Origin of the sequence: Sneathiella glossodoripedis JCM 23214 (assembly GCF_000616095.1) — a bacterium.
GTDB classification, from domain to species: Bacteria; Pseudomonadota; Alphaproteobacteria; order Sneathiellales; family Sneathiellaceae; genus Sneathiella; species Sneathiella glossodoripedis.
In genome coordinates this window covers 1-15540 of sequence record NZ_BAMS01000009.1, presented here as the reverse complement: position 1 = coordinate 15540, position 15540 = coordinate 1, and the positions used below count along the sequence as shown (strand labels likewise).

Here is a 15540-nt window from a genome sequence, read left to right as displayed (position 1 = left end):
AATACTCCGTTATATCCGGCTGTCTCAGCTCAGGTTTATGCCAATTTCGCCAGCACTTCGTCTGAGACGTGTTGCGGCACAGGTTCATAGTGATCAAATACCATTGTGAATGTTGCACGACCCTGTGTCTGGGAGCGCAGGTTATTCACATAACCAAACATGTTGGCCAGTGGAACCATAGCATTCACAACTTGCGCGATACCGCGCTGTTCAGTTCCGGTAACTTGACCGCGGCGACTGTTCAAGTCACCCATCACGTCACCGATATACTCATCAGGAGTAACAATCTCGACCTTCATCATTGGCTCAAGAAGTCTCAGTCCTGCTTTACGCGCCAACTCGCGCATTGCAGCACGACCGGCAATCTCAAACGCCATTACAGAAGAGTCAACATCATGGTACGCACCATCAACCAACGTCACACCGACATCGATCAGAGGGAAGCCTGCGAGAACACCAGTCTCGACGACGTCACGCACACCTTTTTCAACACCCGGGATGTACTCTTTTGGAACAGCACCACCTGTAATAGTATCGCTGAATACCAAGCCAGCACCAGGCTCACCTGGTTTCGCAATCAATTTGATGCGGGCAAACTGACCAGAACCACCGGACTGCTTCTTATGAGTGTAGTCAAGCTCAGCTTCCTGAGTAATAGATTCACGGTAAGCAACCTGCGGCGCACCGACATTTGCTTCAACCTTGAATTCACGCTTCATACGATCAACAATAATGTCCAGGTGAAGCTCACCCATTCCCTTAATGATCGTCTGACCGCTCTCGTGATCAGTGCTGACGCGGAATGACGGATCTTCCTGAGCCAAGCGGTTCAGGGCCAGACCCATTTTCTCCTGATCGCCTTTTGTTTTAGGCTCAACAGCGATTTCAATCACTGGTTCAGGGAATTCCATCCGCTCCAAAATTACAGGCTTCAGTGGATCACACAATGTGTCACCAGTTGTCGTGTTTTTCAGACCAGCAATCGCAACGATGTCTCCTGCACGGGCCTCTTTCACATCTTCACGAGAGTTTGCGTGCATCTGCAACATACGACCAACACGCTCACGGTTATCCTTAACAGAGTTCAGCGTTGACGTACCTGTTTCCAGAACACCGGAGTAGATACGCACAAATGTCAAAGAACCAACAAATGGGTCAGTCATAACCTTAAACGCAAGACCGGAAAATGGTTCGTTATCGTCAGGATTACGCTTAATTTCCGCTTCGGTCTTAACATCAATACCGTCTGTTCCACCAACGTCAGTTGGTGACGGCATGAAGTCAACAAAAGCATCAAGCAAAGGTTGAACACCTTTGTTTTTAAACGCTGTACCAGTCAGAACAGGAACAAATGTGCTATTCAATGTCCCCTTACGAATGCAAGCACGCAGCGTATCTTCAGATGGCTCCTCACCTTCAAGGTAAGCTTCCATCGCATCGTCATCAGCTTCAAGCGCAGTTTCGACCATCTGCTCACGGTATTCAGCCGCTTTTTCAGCCAGCTCTGGACGAATATCACGATATTCGTAAGCCGCGCCCATCTCATCACCGATCCAGACAATTTCCTGCATCTTAATAAGATCGACTACTCCCTCGAACTCAGCCTCTGACCCGATTGGCAATTGAATAACCAACGGCGTGGAGCCCAAACGATCCACGATCATATCTAGCAGCGATAGAAATCTGCGCCTGTACGGTCCATTTTGTTAACAAAGCACATACGCGGAACGTGGTACTTGTCAGCCTGACGCCACACAGTCTCAGACTGAGGCTCAACGCCAGCAACACCATCAAAAACAGCAACAGCACCATCAAGCACGCGCAAAGAGCGCTCTACTTCAATAGTAAAGTCAACGTGACCTGGCGTATCAATGATATTGATGCGGTGATCTTTCCAGAAGCAAGTTGTTGCAGCGGATGTAATTGTAATACCGCGCTCCTGCTCCTGCTCCATCCAGTCCATTGTGGCTGCGCCGTCATGAACTTCACCAATTTTGTGAGAAACACCTGTATAATACAGAATGCGCTCGGTTGTTGTTGTCTTACCAGCATCAATGTGGGCCATAATGCCGATATTGCGATATCTTTCGATGGGCGTTGTACGTGCCATGACTGAGATCCTAATCGTTAGCTATCTAGCTATTACCAGCGATAATGTGCAAAAGCGCGGTTCGCTTCAGCCATTTTGTGGGTGTCTTCGCGCTTCTTCACAGCGCCACCACGGTCATTGGAAGCATCCAAAAGCTCACCAGACAGACGCTCCATCATGGTCATTTCAGAACGACCACGCGCGCTGTTGATAAGCCAGCGAATTGCCAGTGCCTGAGCACGATCCGCACGAACTTCAACAGGCACCTGATAGGTCGCACCACCAACCCGGCGAGAGCGAACCTCAAGATCAGGCTTAACCTTATCCAGAGCTTCATGGAAAACTTCAAGCGGATTATTTCCGCTTTTCTGCTCAACGATGTTGAAAGCACCATAAACGATGCCTTCCGCAACAGATTTCTTACCGGAAATCATCAGTGAGTTCATGAACTTTGCCAGAACTACATCACCGAATTTTGCATCAGGAAGAACTTCGCGTTTTTCTGCAGCGTGACGACGTGACATTCAATCTGTTCCTTACTTAGGCTTCTTAGCGCCGTATTTCGAACGACGTTGACGACGCGTTGCGATACCTTGCGTATCCAACACACCGCGAATGATATGGTAACGGACACCTGGCAAGTCTTTCACACGACCACCGCGAATCAACACGACGGAGTGTTCCTGCAGGTTATGCCCCTCACCAGGAATATAACTTGTAACCTCGAAACCATTTGTCAGACGAACACGAGCAACTTTACGAAGCGCGGAGTTAGGTTTCTTTGGTGTAGTTGTGTACACACGCGTACAAACGCCTCGTTTCTGCGGGCATGCTTCCATAGCAGGCACTTTATTACGCGAAATCGGCGCTTTACGTGGCTTTCTAATCAGCTGATTAATAGTAGGCATTCTTGTTCCTATTCTATTCTCGCCGCAAATAGCACAGCCGCGGGTGGCTGCGGCTCCACTCGCGGTCGGGTTTTTTGCGTCCACCCGAATAGACATAACACACACGTCGTTCTTCAAACACCTGACCACGTGTGGGAAAAAATGATGTATTCATCAGTGTCAGGAGCGCGCAATATATGAGTGAGCCCTGCTCCCGTCAAGTACAAAAGATTTCTATTTTATGAAAAGGCTCAAAGCGTTCCTGAACAGGATTTTTTTCTAACGAAACTGCCGTTTTTCCACAAGATTTGTAATAATATTGCAAATAACTTCACTCGCTGGCTCTACAAACAAAATGCGGCGCTCCCGTAAGAGCGCCGCACCAATGTTTATAAAGCAAAGTGACGAAAAGAGATTCCCGTCAACCACTACTGATTCAAGCGAACTACTCCGCCGCTGGAGGCGTCGTATCCTCTGCAGGAATCATATCAACCGCAACAGCTGACTGTTCTTGCAGTTCTCGATCACGCCGCGCAGCGATCCGCTTCATCTCGTTCATTTGGGCACCCGTACCTGCCGGGATCAAACGACCCACGATGACGTTCTCCTTCAATCCGACAAGAGTATCTTTCTTGCCAGCCACTGAAGCTTCGGTCAGTACGCGTGTTGTCTCCTGGAAGGACGCTGCTGAGATAAAGGAGTTTGTCTGCAAGCTTGCTTTCGTAATACCCAACAGAATTGGGCTTCCCTGAGCAGGTTCACGACCTTTAGCCACCAATTTCTCGTTCTCGGCTTCGAATTCTTCGCGATCCACGTGCTCACCAAGCAAGAATGTGGATTCGCCAGTTTTCTCAATTTCGATCTTCTGCAGCATTTGGCGACAGATAACTTCAATATGCTTGTCGTTAATCTTCACACCCTGCAGTCGATAAACATCCTGAATTTCATTGATCAGGAAGTTCGCCAGAGCTTCAACACCAAGAACTTTCAAAATATCGTGTGGTGCCGGGTTGCCATCCAACAGATAGTCACCGACGCGAACATAATCACCCTCGTTGACAGCGAGATGCTTACCCTTTGGAATGAGATATTCAACAGGTTCAATATCCGCATTTTCCGGGCGAATTGTAACACGACGCTTGTTCTTGTAATCCTTGCCAAATTCAACATAGCCGTCGACTTCGGCAATAATCGCATGGTCTTTCGGACGACGGGCTTCGAAAAGTTCAGCCACACGCGGTAGACCACCGGTGATGTCTTTTGTTTTCGATCCTTCGCGAGGAATACGCGCCAACACGTCACCAGCCTGAACTTTTGCACCATCCTCTACGGACAGGATCGCATCAACAGGCAAGAAGTAACGAGCTTCATGCCCGCTTGCCAATGTAAGCAGCTCTCCCGCTTCATCGCGAAGTGTAATCCGTGGACGCAGGTCACTACCCTTCGGCTGAGCTTTCCAATCAACAACAACCTTACGGGTAATACCAGTAGCCTCATCAGCTTGTTCGGCGATTGAAACGCCGCTGACCAAATCTTTATACCCGACGACACCTTCCAGTTCGGTAATCACTGGTGTGGTGAACGGATCCCATTGCGCAAGCTTGTCACCCTTAGCAACTTTTTGCCCATCATCGACCAGCAAAGTTGTACCATAAGACAAACGATGACGTGCACGTTCACGGTTATTCTCGTCAACCAGAACCAGTTCGGAATTCCGGCCCATAATCACCAGAAGCCCTTTACTGTTGGTCACCACATTACGATTTTCAATCTTGATAGTCGCATCATGAGACGCTTCAATCGATGAAACCTCAGCCACGCTTGCTGTACCACCAATATGGAATGTCCGCATGGTCAACTGTGTACCAGGCTCACCAATTGATTGAGCCGCGATAACACCAACAGCTTCACCCATATTTACAGGCGTTCCGCGTGCCAGATCACGACCGTAACATTTACCGCAAATGCCGCCTTTTGTTTCACACGTCAAAACAGAGCGGATCTGAACCTGCTCAACGCCACATTCTTCGGCAGCAATGGAAGTTGCTTCATCAAACATTTCGCCAGCAGCAACCAGAACCTCACCTGTTTGCGGATTAACAACATCGAAAGATGCAGTCCGACCCAGAAGACGTTCACTCAGCGGTGAAATCACATCACTGCCTTCAACAACTTCGCGAACGGTAACGCCACGCTCAGTGCCGCAGTCTTGTTCGACAACAACGCAATCTTGCGCAACATCCACCAGACGACGGGTCAGGTAACCAGAGTTAGCAGTTTTAAGCGCAGTGTCAGCCAGACCTTTACGCGCACCATGCGTAGAGTTGAAGTACTCAAGAACGCTCAACCCCTCTTTAAAGTTCGAAATGATCGGCGTTTCAATAATCTCACCAGACGGCTTGGCCATCAGGCCACGCATACCGGCAAGCTGTTTCATCTGTGCTGCGGAACCACGGGCACCGGAGTGAGCCATCATATAGATGGAATTAATGCCTTCCTGACGACCAGTTTCACTATCCACCTTAACAGCTTCAATCACCTTCATCATTTCATCAGCCACTTTGTCAGTACATTGTGACCAAGCATCAATAACCTTATTGTATTTCTCACCCTGGGTGATCAAACCGTCATAATACTGACGCTCATACTCTTCAGCGAGAAGACGGGTTTCCTCAACCAGTTTGTCTTTGGATTCAGGAATCTGCATGTCATCCTTACCAAAGGAAATACCTGCACGACAAGCGTGTGAGAAACCAAGGCCCATCAAACGGTCAGCAAAGATCACTGTTTCTTTCTGTCCGCAATGACGATAAACCTCGTCGATAACTGCAGTGATTTCTTTTTTGGTCAACAAGCGGTTGATCAGGTCAAAATTCACTTTGGAATTGCGGGGAAGGATTTCCTCAATCAGCATACGCCCTGGTGTTGTTTCAACAAGACGGTTCTCTTCTTCACCATTCTCGTTCACAAAGCGGATTTTTGTCTTGATCTTGCTGTGCAGAGTTAAAACACCATGATCCATTGCATGCTGCGCTTCAGCAACATCGGAGATCAGCATCCCCTCGCCCGGCTCATTATCCTTGTTCATTGTCAGATAATAAATACCCAGAACAATATCCTGCGATGGAACGATAATCGGCTTACCACTGGCGGGGCTGAGGATGTTATTGGTAGACATCATCAAGACACGCGCTTCCAATTGGGCTTCCAATGACAGAGGCACATGAACAGCCATTTGGTCACCATCAAAGTCAGCATTAAACGCCGTACAAACCAAAGGATGAAGCTGGATAGCCTTACCCTCGATCAGCACGGGTTCAAACGCCTGGATACCAAGGCGGTGAAGTGTTGGCGCACGGTTTAGCAGAACTGGGTGTTCCCGGATGACCTCATCCAGGATATCCCATACTTCAGGGCGTTCTTTCTCTACGAGCTTTTTCGCCATCTTGACGGTGGCGGCCATTCCTTTGAGCTCAAGCTTCGCGTAAATGAAAGGCTTGAACAGCTCAAGTGCCATCTTCTTAGGCAGACCACATTGATGTAGCTTCAGCTCCGGTCCCACCACGATCACAGAACGACCGGAATAGTCCACGCGCTTTCCAAGCAGGTTCTGGCGGAAACGGCCTTGTTTACCCTTCAGCATGTCAGACAATGATTTCAGCGGCCGCTTGTTGGCACCAGTAATCACCCTGCCACGACGGCCATTGTCGAAGAGTGCATCCACAGATTCCTGCAGCATACGTTTTTCGTTTCGAACAATGATGTCTGGCGCACGCAATTCGATCAGGCGTTTCAGACGATTATTCCGGTTGATCACGCGGCGATATAGATCGTTCAGATCAGATGTCGCGAAACGACCGCCATCAAGTGGAACCAGTGGGCGCAGTTCCGGTGGAATTACCGGAATAACCTGCAAAATCATCCATTCTGGACGGTTTCCAGAATCAATAAACGCTTCGATGAGCTTAAGGCGTTTCGCAAGTTTCTTCGGTTTAGCTTCGGAAGTCGTAGTCCGCATTTCCTCGCGAATTTCTTCGCTGATCGCTTCCAGATCCAGTGAAGACAGGATATCGCGAATTGCTTCTGCACCGATACCAGCAGTGAAAGCATCTTCACCATATTCGTCCTGCGCATCCAGAAACTCTTCTTCAGATAAGAGCTGAAACTGCTTGAGTGGCGACAGGCCTGGTTCAATGACAATGTAATTCTCAAAATACAGGACCCGCTCCAAATCCTTCAAGGTCATATCCAGAAGCAGACCAATGCGGGATGGAAGTGATTTTAGGAACCAGATATGTGCAACGGGAGATGCCAGCTCAATATGCGCCATACGTTCACGGCGTACCTTTGACAGAGTCACCTCAACACCACATTTTTCACATGTGATGCCGCGATATTTCATACGCTTGTATTTGCCGCACAGACATTCATAGTCCTTGATCGGGCCAAAAATACGAGCACAGAACAAACCATCTTTTTCTGGTTTGAATGTCCGATAGTTGATCGTTTCTGGTTTCTTGATCTCGCCGTAAGACCATGAACGGATACGCTCTGGTGAGGCGATAGAAATCTTAATCTCGTCAAATGCCTGAGTGCCCTGCGGCTGACCGAACAAGTTCATCAAGTCATTCATGGATCAATTCTCCTTTTAAAACCGGTAATTCCGGGCGGCGCTTCATCAGCTGCCAAAAAATAAGTTCTCGACTGATACTTTGATGGCCCCGGACCTGAATCCGGGGCGCACCGCCTAATAACCGATTTGTGACAATTCTACGTTCAGACACAGAGACCGCATTTCCTTAACAAGAACGTTAAAGCTCTCGGGGATACCGGCTTCAAAAGTGTCATCGCCGCGAACAATAGCTTCATACACCTTTGTTCGACCCGCAACGTCATCCGATTTCACTGTCAGCATTTCCTGCAGAGTATAGGCTGCACCATATGCCTGCAATGCCCACACTTCCATTTCACCGAAGCGCTGACCACCAAACTGCGCCTTACCACCCAGTGGTTGCTGAGTAACAAGACTGTATGGGCCAATAGAACGAGCATGGATTTTGTCGTCAACGAGATGGTGAAGTTTCAGCATATAGATGTAACCCACTGTCACGGGACGATCAAATGCTTCACCTGTCCGGCCGTCAATCAGAGTAACCTGTCCGGAAGTATCCAATCCAGCGACTTCAAGCAGGCGATTGATATCAGCCTCTTTGGCGCCGTCAAATACTGGCGTCGCCATTGGCACACCATTTACAAGGTTACTGCCCAGTTCAATAAACTGCTCATCAGACATTCCGGAAATCTTGGCTTCATATTCTTCATCACCATAGACTTCCTTGAGTTTGCCTTTAAGCGGTTCAAGATCGGTTGCACCGCGGTTGATACGGCTCATGATTTCGTTAATCTGAACACCGATTCCATGGCTTGCCCAGCCCAGATGCGTTTCAAGAATCTGACCTACGTTCATTCGTGAAGGCACACCGAGTGGGTTGAGAACTATGTCAACAGGCTTGCCATCTTCCAGATACGGCATGTCCTCTTCAGGCATGATGCGTGAAATGACACCCTTGTTACCATGACGGCCAGCCATCTTATCACCAGGCTGGAGCTTGCGTTTTACCGCAACAAACACCTTGACCATTTTCATGACCCCAGGTGGCAACTCATCACCGCGCTGAAGTTTGTCCACTTTATTTTCAAAGCGAGCCCGCAGACGACCGATTGCTTCGTCATACTGCTTTTTCAGGCTTCGATATTGGCCATAACAGCATCGTCTTCGACACTAATTTGCCACCAGACACCTGGATGAATTTCCAACAATGCCTCAGACGTAATTTTGTCACCAGCAGAGAATTCACGTGGACCAGATGTCACTACTTGATCAACAAGAAGGCCTTTGAGACGGTCATAAATTGTCCGCTCCAAAATAGCTTTCTCGTCGTCGCGGTCTTTAGCAAGATGTTCAATTTCATCACGCTCAATTGCCAGGGCACGTTCGTCTTTTTCAACACCATGGCGGTTGAAAACACGAACCTCGACAACCGTACCGGCAACCCCTGGCGGCAGACGCAAGGATGTATCGCGTACATCAGATGCCTTTTCACCAAAAATTGCCCGAAGCAGTTTTTCTTCCGGTGTCATTGGGCTTTCGCCCTTGGGTGTGATCTTTCCGACCAGAATATCACCTGGCTGAATTTCCGCACCAACATACACGATACCAGCTTCATCAAGGCTCTTAAGACCTTCTTCACCGACATTCGGAATATCACGAGTGATTTCTTCAGGGCCCAATTTTGTATCACGGGCAGCAACTTCAAACTCTTCGATATGAATGGACGTAAAGACATCGTCTTTCACAATCCGTTCAGAGATGAGGATTGAATCCTCGAAGTTGTAGCCATTCCACGGCATAAAGGCTACCAGAACGTTCCGACCTAGTGCCAATTCACCCAGATCGGTGGACGGACCATCACAGATAATATCTCCGGCTTCAACACGATCACCAACCTTCACAAGTGGGCGTTGGTTAATGCAAGTGTTCTGGTTAGAGCGCTGGAATTTGAGCAGGTTGTATATATCCACACCAGATTTGCTGAGGTCTTCCTCATCTGCGCGAATAACGATACGTGTAGCATCTACCTGATCGACAATACCGCCGCGTTTGGCAACCGTAGCAACGCCGGAATCACGAGCAACCCGTTCTTCCATACCTGTACCTACAAATGGAGCCTCTGCTTTCAGCAAAGGAACGGCCTGACGCTGCATGTTTGAACCCATCAAAGCACGGTTCGCATCGTCATTTTCCAAAAATGGAATGAGTGACGCGCCAACGGACACCAATTGCTTAGGAGACACGTCGATATACGTAACGTCCTCAGGTTTCGCGACCACATATTCACCTTGTGCGCGGCAGCGAACAAAATCTTCCGTGAACTGACCATTGTCATCAAGCGCTGCATTTGCTTGAGAAATAGTGTGTTTGCTCTCTTCCATGGCAGACAGGTATTTGACTTCACCTGTCAGTTTTCCATTCTCTACACGCTGATAAGGGCTTTCAATAAAGCCGTATTTATTCACACGCGCAAACGTCGCCAAAGAGTTAATCAAACCAATATTCGGGCCCTCAGGCGTTTCAATTGGACAAATACGACCATAATGGGTTGGATGAACGTCTCGAACCTCAAAGCCCGCTCGTTCGCGTGTCAAACCACCTGGACCAAGCGCCGACAACCGACGTTTGTGAGTAATTTCGGAAAGCGGGTTGGTCTGGTCCATAAACTGGCTAAGCTGACTTGATCCGAAAAACTCCCTTACAGCCGCAGCTGCTGGCTTCGCATTAATCAGGTCATGGGGCATGACCGTATCGATTTCAACGGAGCTCATCCGTTCACGAATTGCGCGCTCCATACGTAGCAAGCCAATGCGATACTGGTTCTCCATCAATTCGCCAACTGAGCGAACGCGACGGTTACCAAGATTATCGATATCGTCAGTTTCACCGTGTCCGTCTTTCAGGCGAACAAGCGTCTTTACGACTTCCAGAATATCTTCTTTACGCAGAACGCGGACTGTATCTTCAACATCCAGATCCAGTCGCATATTCATTTTCACACGACCAACAGCTGACAAATCATAGCGCTCAGGATCAAAGAAAAGTCCATTAAAGAGTGCTTCTGCTGTTTCCTCGGTTGGTGGCTCTCCCGGACGCATAACCCGATAAATATCGATTAACGCTTGTTCACGAGTTGAACTTTTATCGAGGGCCAGTGTGTTGCGGATATAAGGGCCGACATTCACATTGTCGATGTCGAGTGTAGAAATTTCATCATATCCGGCAGCCTCCAGCTGATCAATCAGCTGCTCGGTCAGCTCATCACCAGCTTCGACGAAAACTTCACCAGTTTCCGGATTAATAATATCTTCAGCCACAAAACGGCCGACAAGATCAAGATGGCTTACCAAAATGTCTTTTAGACCGCCTTCAACAAGCTTGTTAGCTTGGCGAGGAGTAATTTTCGTACCTGCTTCAGCAACAACCTGTTCTGTATCTGCATTGACCAAATTGCGTAGCAGACGGCTTCCACGCACTCTCTCAACGACAAACGGTGTCCGCCAGCCTTTTTTGCTCAGCTTGAAATCGACACGATCATAGAAATAATTCAGGATATCCTCATGAGTCATATCGAGGGCCTGAAGCAATGTCGTTACCGGCAATTTCCGGCGACGGTCGATACGCACATGGACAATGTCTTTCGCATCAAATTCAAAGTCCAACCATGAACCACGATATGGGATCACACGTGCAGCAAACAACAATTTACCGCTTGCATGTGTTTTACCTTTATCGTGATCAAAAAACACACCAGGACTGCGATGCATCTGTGAAACAATTACACGCTCGGTACCATTGATAATAAAAGTACCTTTGTCTGTCATGAGTGGCATATCACCCATGTAAACGCTCTGTTCCTTGATATCGAGAACTGATTTTGCTTCTGTATCGGGGTCTACCTCAAATACAATCAGACGCAATGTAGCCTTCAGAGGTGCAGCGTAAGTCATACTCCGCTGCTGACATTCTTCCTCATCATATTTTGGAGGCTCAAATTCGTATGAGACAAACTCCAGACTTGCTGTATCTGCAAAGTCCTTGATTGGGAATACTGATTTGAAAACACCTTGAAGGCCTTCGTCGCCACGCTCCTCGGTTGATACGTCCTGCATCAGGAAAGCGTCGTAGGAAGTCTTCTGAACCTCAATCAGGTTCGGCATTGTCGTCGCGGCTTCAATGCGACCAAAATCTTTACGAACGCGTTTACGACCGGTGAACGACTGCAAAATGCCCATGCGAAATCCCCGTAATTCTGTTTCAAAAGATACCAAAGCCATGTATGTGGCCTTGAAAACGGCTCTGGCCTCAACACCCCGCACGCATAATGACGGGAAATGGAGTCCAAATCCAACAAATTTCGTGTCGATACGGAACCATCGACCAAATTGTACGTGTTTCAAATCCCGCCGGATTTCACCGCCCGTTCCGAAAGCGGCTGCGGGGAAGGCAGCATAATGCCACCCTCCCCGGCTTGATTTCGCGATCTATAAAGACCGCGGTGCCTATAAAACTTACTTAAGTTCTACAGTTGCACCAGCAGCTTCGAGCTGCTCTTTAAGTTTTTCAGCTTCGTCTTTAGGTGCGCCTTCTTTAACAGGTTTAGGTGCGCCTTCAACCAGCTCTTTCGCTTCTTTCAGGCCAAGACCTGTGATCGCGCGAACTTCTTTAATGACGTTGATTTTCTTATCACCAGCAGCAGCCAGGATAACATCAAATTCGTCTTTCTCAGCAGCAGCACCGGCGTCGCCACCAGCAGCACCTGGAGCAGCAGCAACAGCAACTGGTGCAGCAGCGGATACGCCCCATTTTTCTTCAAGAACTTTAGCAAGTTCAGCAGCTTCCAAAACTGTAAGAGCAGACAGCTCTTCGGCAATCTTTTCGAGATCAGCCATTTTCTTTTCTCCTCAGGTAAACCTTGCGGTTTGTAATAAACTAAAATAGTGGCTTCGACATCTAACCCTGTTCGCTTTCGCCGACAGTACACGGGCCAACTGACCAGCAGGTGCCTGCACAACTCCAGCAACTTTTGTTGCAGGTGCCTGTAGCAGACCAACCAGTTTTCCACGAAGTTCGTCCAGTGAAGGCAGGCTCGCCAGAGATTTGACGCCATCAACGTCAAGTTCTGTAGTGCCCATAGCTCCACCAATAACGACAAACTTCTCATTTGCTTTCGCAAATTCAGACGCAACTTTCGGGGCCGCAACTGGATCGCTTGAGTAAGCGATACCAACTGGACCTTTCAGCTTGTCTGAAAGGGAACCGTAGTCCGTGCCGTCAAGAGCAAGACGCGTAAGCCGATTCTTGGTAACTTTGAAGGTGGCACCGGCTTCACGCATTTTTGTGCGAAGACCTGTCAGTTCTGCCACAGTAAGACCACTGTATTCTGCGACAACAACGACAGACGCTTCTTCAAAAACGCCTTTCATTTCGGCAACCAGAGCTTCCTTTTGTAATCGGTCCACTCGTCGACTCCAAGCTTGGGGATATCTGCAAATGCAAATAACCCGGTTGAAAAAGAACCCGAATAATTCCGGATCCGTTTACTGTCCCAGGTCCACCTGAATACTGCCTTTCGGCAAAATCTGTAGTTTCCCTGTCTATGCAGGCAACATGTGTTTTTAAATCTTTCCTCCGAAGAGGGAAAAACACCTGCAGTCTTGGACAGCTGGGATCTAATACAAGACCCCAGACACTTGCCGCCCGAAGGCGGCAAATCTCTTAGTCGAGCTTATACAAGCTCGCTTGTTTCAATTTTGACGCCAGGTCCCATTGTGGAACTCAAGGCGACTTTACGCAGAAACTGGCCTTTAGCGCCTGATGGCTTGGCTTTCATTACAGCTGCTACGAAAGCTTCAACATTTTCTTTGATCGCGTCAGCTGAAAAGCTCGATTTTCCAAGCCCAGCGTGCACGATACCAGATTTCTCTGCACGAAATTCTACCTGACCACCTTTGGCGGCCTTTACAGCCTCACCAACATTTGGTGTAACCGTACCCAATTTAGGGTTTGGCATCAGACCACGCGGGCCAAGAACTTTACCAAGGCGGCCAACGATAGCCATCATGTCAGGTGTAGCGATAACACGATCGAAATCCATGTTGCCACCCTGAACGATTTCCATAAGGTCTTCCGCACCAACCAACTCGGCACCAGCAGCTTTCGCTTCTTCTGCTTTGTCACCACGTGCGAACACAGCAACGCGAACAGATTTACCAGTTCCGTTTGGCAACTGAATCACACCGCGAACCATTTGGTCAGCATGACGTGGATCTACACCGAGATTCATAGCGATTTCGATGGTTTCATCAAATTTGGCTGTCGCATTAGACTTCACCAACTCGACAGCTTCCGCCAGACCGTACAACTTATCGCGATCTACAGAGGCCTCAACAGCTTTCTGCTTTTTAGTCAATTTTGCCATCGATCTTAACCCTCTACCGCATAGCCCATTGAACGGGCGGAACCTTTGATGATTTCGATTGCTGCATCGATATCATTAGCGTTCAGATCAACCATTTTCGCTTCAGCAATTTCTTTAACCTGCGCCAAAGTCACTGTTGCAGCAACTTCGCGACCTGGGTTGCTACCACCTTTTTTCTGGCCAGCAGCTTTTTTGAGGAAATAAGAAGCAGGTGGTGTCTTTGTGACAAACGTGAAAGAACGATCCGCATATACTGTAATCAGCGTTGGAATAGGCATTCCGCCTTCCATGCTGCCTGTAGCCGCATTAAACGCTTTACAGAATTCCATGATATTCACACCCTGCTGACCCAACGCTGGACCAATAGGAGGTGACGGATTTGCCTGTCCCGCAGGGACCTGCAACTTGATGTAACCTTGAATTTTCTTTGCCATAACTTTCCCTATTCAAATTAAAGGGTTCGCGGTACAGCCTTGGCGAGCCTCCCGCAAAAATTGGCCGCTCAACGAAGCGACCAAGTAAAACTTAACCTTTTTCCACTTGAGAATAATCCAGCTCCACCGGCGTTGACCGCCCAAAGATGGAAACCGACACTTTCAACTTGGCTTTTTCTTCATCAACATCCTCAACGACGCCCATGAACGTTGCAAAAGGTCCGTCACATACCCGAACTTCTTCACCAATCTCAAATGTAACAGAAGGCTTCGGACGATCGATACCTTCCTGCACCTGATTCAAAACCGACATCGCTTCCTTTTCGGAAATAGGTTGCGGCTTGTTGGCGTTACCCAAAAACCCAGTAACCTTTGGAAGGTTTTTCACCAGATGATATGTTTCATCATTCATTTCCATATGGCCAGAACATAGCCGGGAAAGAATTTACGCTCAGCACTGACTTTTTGCCCGCGGCGCACTTCTACAACTTCTTCAGTCGGAACCAGCACCTGCTCGAACTTATCAGCCATACCTTTGGCAAGCGCTTGATCCATCACAGATTGCGCCACCTTTTTTTCAGAACCGGAATGCGCATGAATAATATACCAGCGCTTTTTCGGCGTCGGTGTCACATCAGACATATCAGGCTCCCAAAGACAGAATTAATTTCACGGCTGCCTGAATACCAGAATCAACCAGAAAAAAGAAAATTGAAGCGAGAAACACCATCACGAACACCATCCCGGTCGTAACCAGCGTTTCCTTGCGGGTCGGCCATGTTACCTTGGATGACTCTTGCCGTACCTGACGGATAAAAGCACCTGGAGTTACCTTTGCCATTCTTGCCTCAAAACCATTCTTACAATCCGGAGTGAACCGGGCATATACAGGAATTTCCACTACAGATCAAGACGGCATGGCAGGAGAGGAGGGGATCGAACCCCCAACCCCCGGTTTTGGAGACCGGTGCTCTACCAATTGAGCTACACTCCTATACGCCATTTCTGGAACTTAAAGCCGCAAGGTCAGAACCCAGCGGCTTCAAGCCAATCCTTAATCAAAACGGAAACCCGCTCTTACGTAAGACCGAAACCTT

The 15540-nt window shown here is 48.4% G+C and carries 8 protein-coding genes, 1 tRNA gene and 3 pseudogenes; all 12 read right to left on the bottom strand.

From position 1 onward, the window contains the following. Positions 1 to 35 precede the first annotated feature (35 nt). Positions 36 to 2110 (bottom strand): annotated as a pseudogene (fusA, locus tag JCM23214_RS21825) (elongation factor G). A 32-nt stretch (positions 2111 to 2142) separates the two neighbouring features. After that, positions 2143 to 2613, bottom strand: coding sequence for a 30S ribosomal protein S7 (gene rpsG, locus JCM23214_RS18250; RefSeq protein ID WP_025900193.1), 471 nt, complete (start codon positions 2611 to 2613; stop codon positions 2143 to 2145). 12 nt (positions 2614 to 2625) lie between these two features. Next, entirely contained in the window at positions 2626 to 2997 is a 372-nt protein-coding gene (rpsL, locus tag JCM23214_RS18245; protein ID WP_025900192.1) for a 30S ribosomal protein S12, read from the bottom strand. Between the two features lie 424 nt (positions 2998 to 3421). After that, positions 3422 to 7609 carry a DNA-directed RNA polymerase subunit beta' gene (gene rpoC / locus JCM23214_RS18235; protein ID WP_025900191.1) on the bottom strand — a complete coding sequence of 1396 codons (4188 nt, stop codon included), beginning with the start codon at positions 7607 to 7609 and terminating at the stop codon, positions 3422 to 3424. 114 nt (positions 7610 to 7723) lie between these two features. Beyond that, positions 7724 to 11823 (bottom strand): annotated as a pseudogene (rpoB, locus tag JCM23214_RS21820) (DNA-directed RNA polymerase subunit beta). Between the two features lie 276 nt (positions 11824 to 12099). Next, the gene (rplL, locus tag JCM23214_RS18225; RefSeq protein ID WP_025900190.1) at positions 12100 to 12480 is read right to left on the bottom strand and encodes a 50S ribosomal protein L7/L12; all 381 of its coding nucleotides are present in this window, start codon (positions 12478 to 12480) and stop codon (positions 12100 to 12102) included. Between the two features lie 12 nt (positions 12481 to 12492). Beyond that, positions 12493 to 13050: a 50S ribosomal protein L10 gene (gene rplJ / locus JCM23214_RS18220; protein WP_025900189.1), complete on the bottom strand. Its 558-nt coding sequence runs from the start codon at positions 13048 to 13050 to the stop codon at positions 12493 to 12495. Positions 13051 to 13316: 266 nt separating this feature from the next. Next, positions 13317 to 14009, bottom strand: coding sequence for a 50S ribosomal protein L1 (gene rplA, locus JCM23214_RS18215; protein WP_025900188.1), 693 nt, complete (start codon positions 14007 to 14009; stop codon positions 13317 to 13319). A 5-nt stretch (positions 14010 to 14014) separates the two neighbouring features. After that, positions 14015 to 14443, bottom strand: coding sequence for a 50S ribosomal protein L11 (gene rplK, locus JCM23214_RS18210; protein WP_025900187.1), 429 nt, complete (start codon positions 14441 to 14443; stop codon positions 14015 to 14017). A 91-nt stretch (positions 14444 to 14534) separates the two neighbouring features. Further along, positions 14535 to 15085: pseudogene (gene nusG, locus JCM23214_RS21815) on the bottom strand (transcription termination/antitermination protein NusG). A gap of 1 nt (position 15086) precedes the next feature. Next, complete coding sequence (gene secE / locus JCM23214_RS18200; protein ID WP_025900186.1) at positions 15087 to 15284, bottom strand: preprotein translocase subunit SecE; 198 nt, start codon at positions 15282 to 15284, stop codon at positions 15087 to 15089. Positions 15285 to 15361: 77 nt separating this feature from the next. Further along, positions 15362 to 15437, bottom strand: a tRNA-Trp gene (locus JCM23214_RS18195). Positions 15438 to 15540: the final 103 nt, after the last annotated feature.

Bases quoted from the DNA above. Each gene is read 5' to 3' on its own strand.
- secE (WP_025900186.1), bottom strand. From the start codon at position 15,284: ATGGCAAAGGTAACTCCAGGTGCTTTTATCCGTCAGGTACGGCAAGAG.
- rpsG (WP_025900193.1), bottom strand. From the start codon at position 2,613: ATGTCACGTCGTCACGCTGCAGAAAAACGCGAAGTTCTTCCTGATGCA.
- rpoC (WP_025900191.1), bottom strand. From the start codon at position 7,609: ATGAATGACTTGATGAACTTGTTCGGTCAGCCGCAGGGCACTCAGGCA.
- rplK (WP_025900187.1), bottom strand. From the start codon at position 14,443: ATGGCAAAGAAAATTCAAGGTTACATCAAGTTGCAGGTCCCTGCGGGA.
- rplL (WP_025900190.1), bottom strand. From the start codon at position 12,480: ATGGCTGATCTCGAAAAGATTGCCGAAGAGCTGTCTGCTCTTACAGTT.
- rplA (WP_025900188.1), bottom strand. From the start codon at position 14,009: ATGGCAAAATTGACTAAAAAGCAGAAAGCTGTTGAGGCCTCTGTAGAT.
- rpsL (WP_025900192.1), bottom strand. From the start codon at position 2,997: ATGCCTACTATTAATCAGCTGATTAGAAAGCCACGTAAAGCGCCGATT.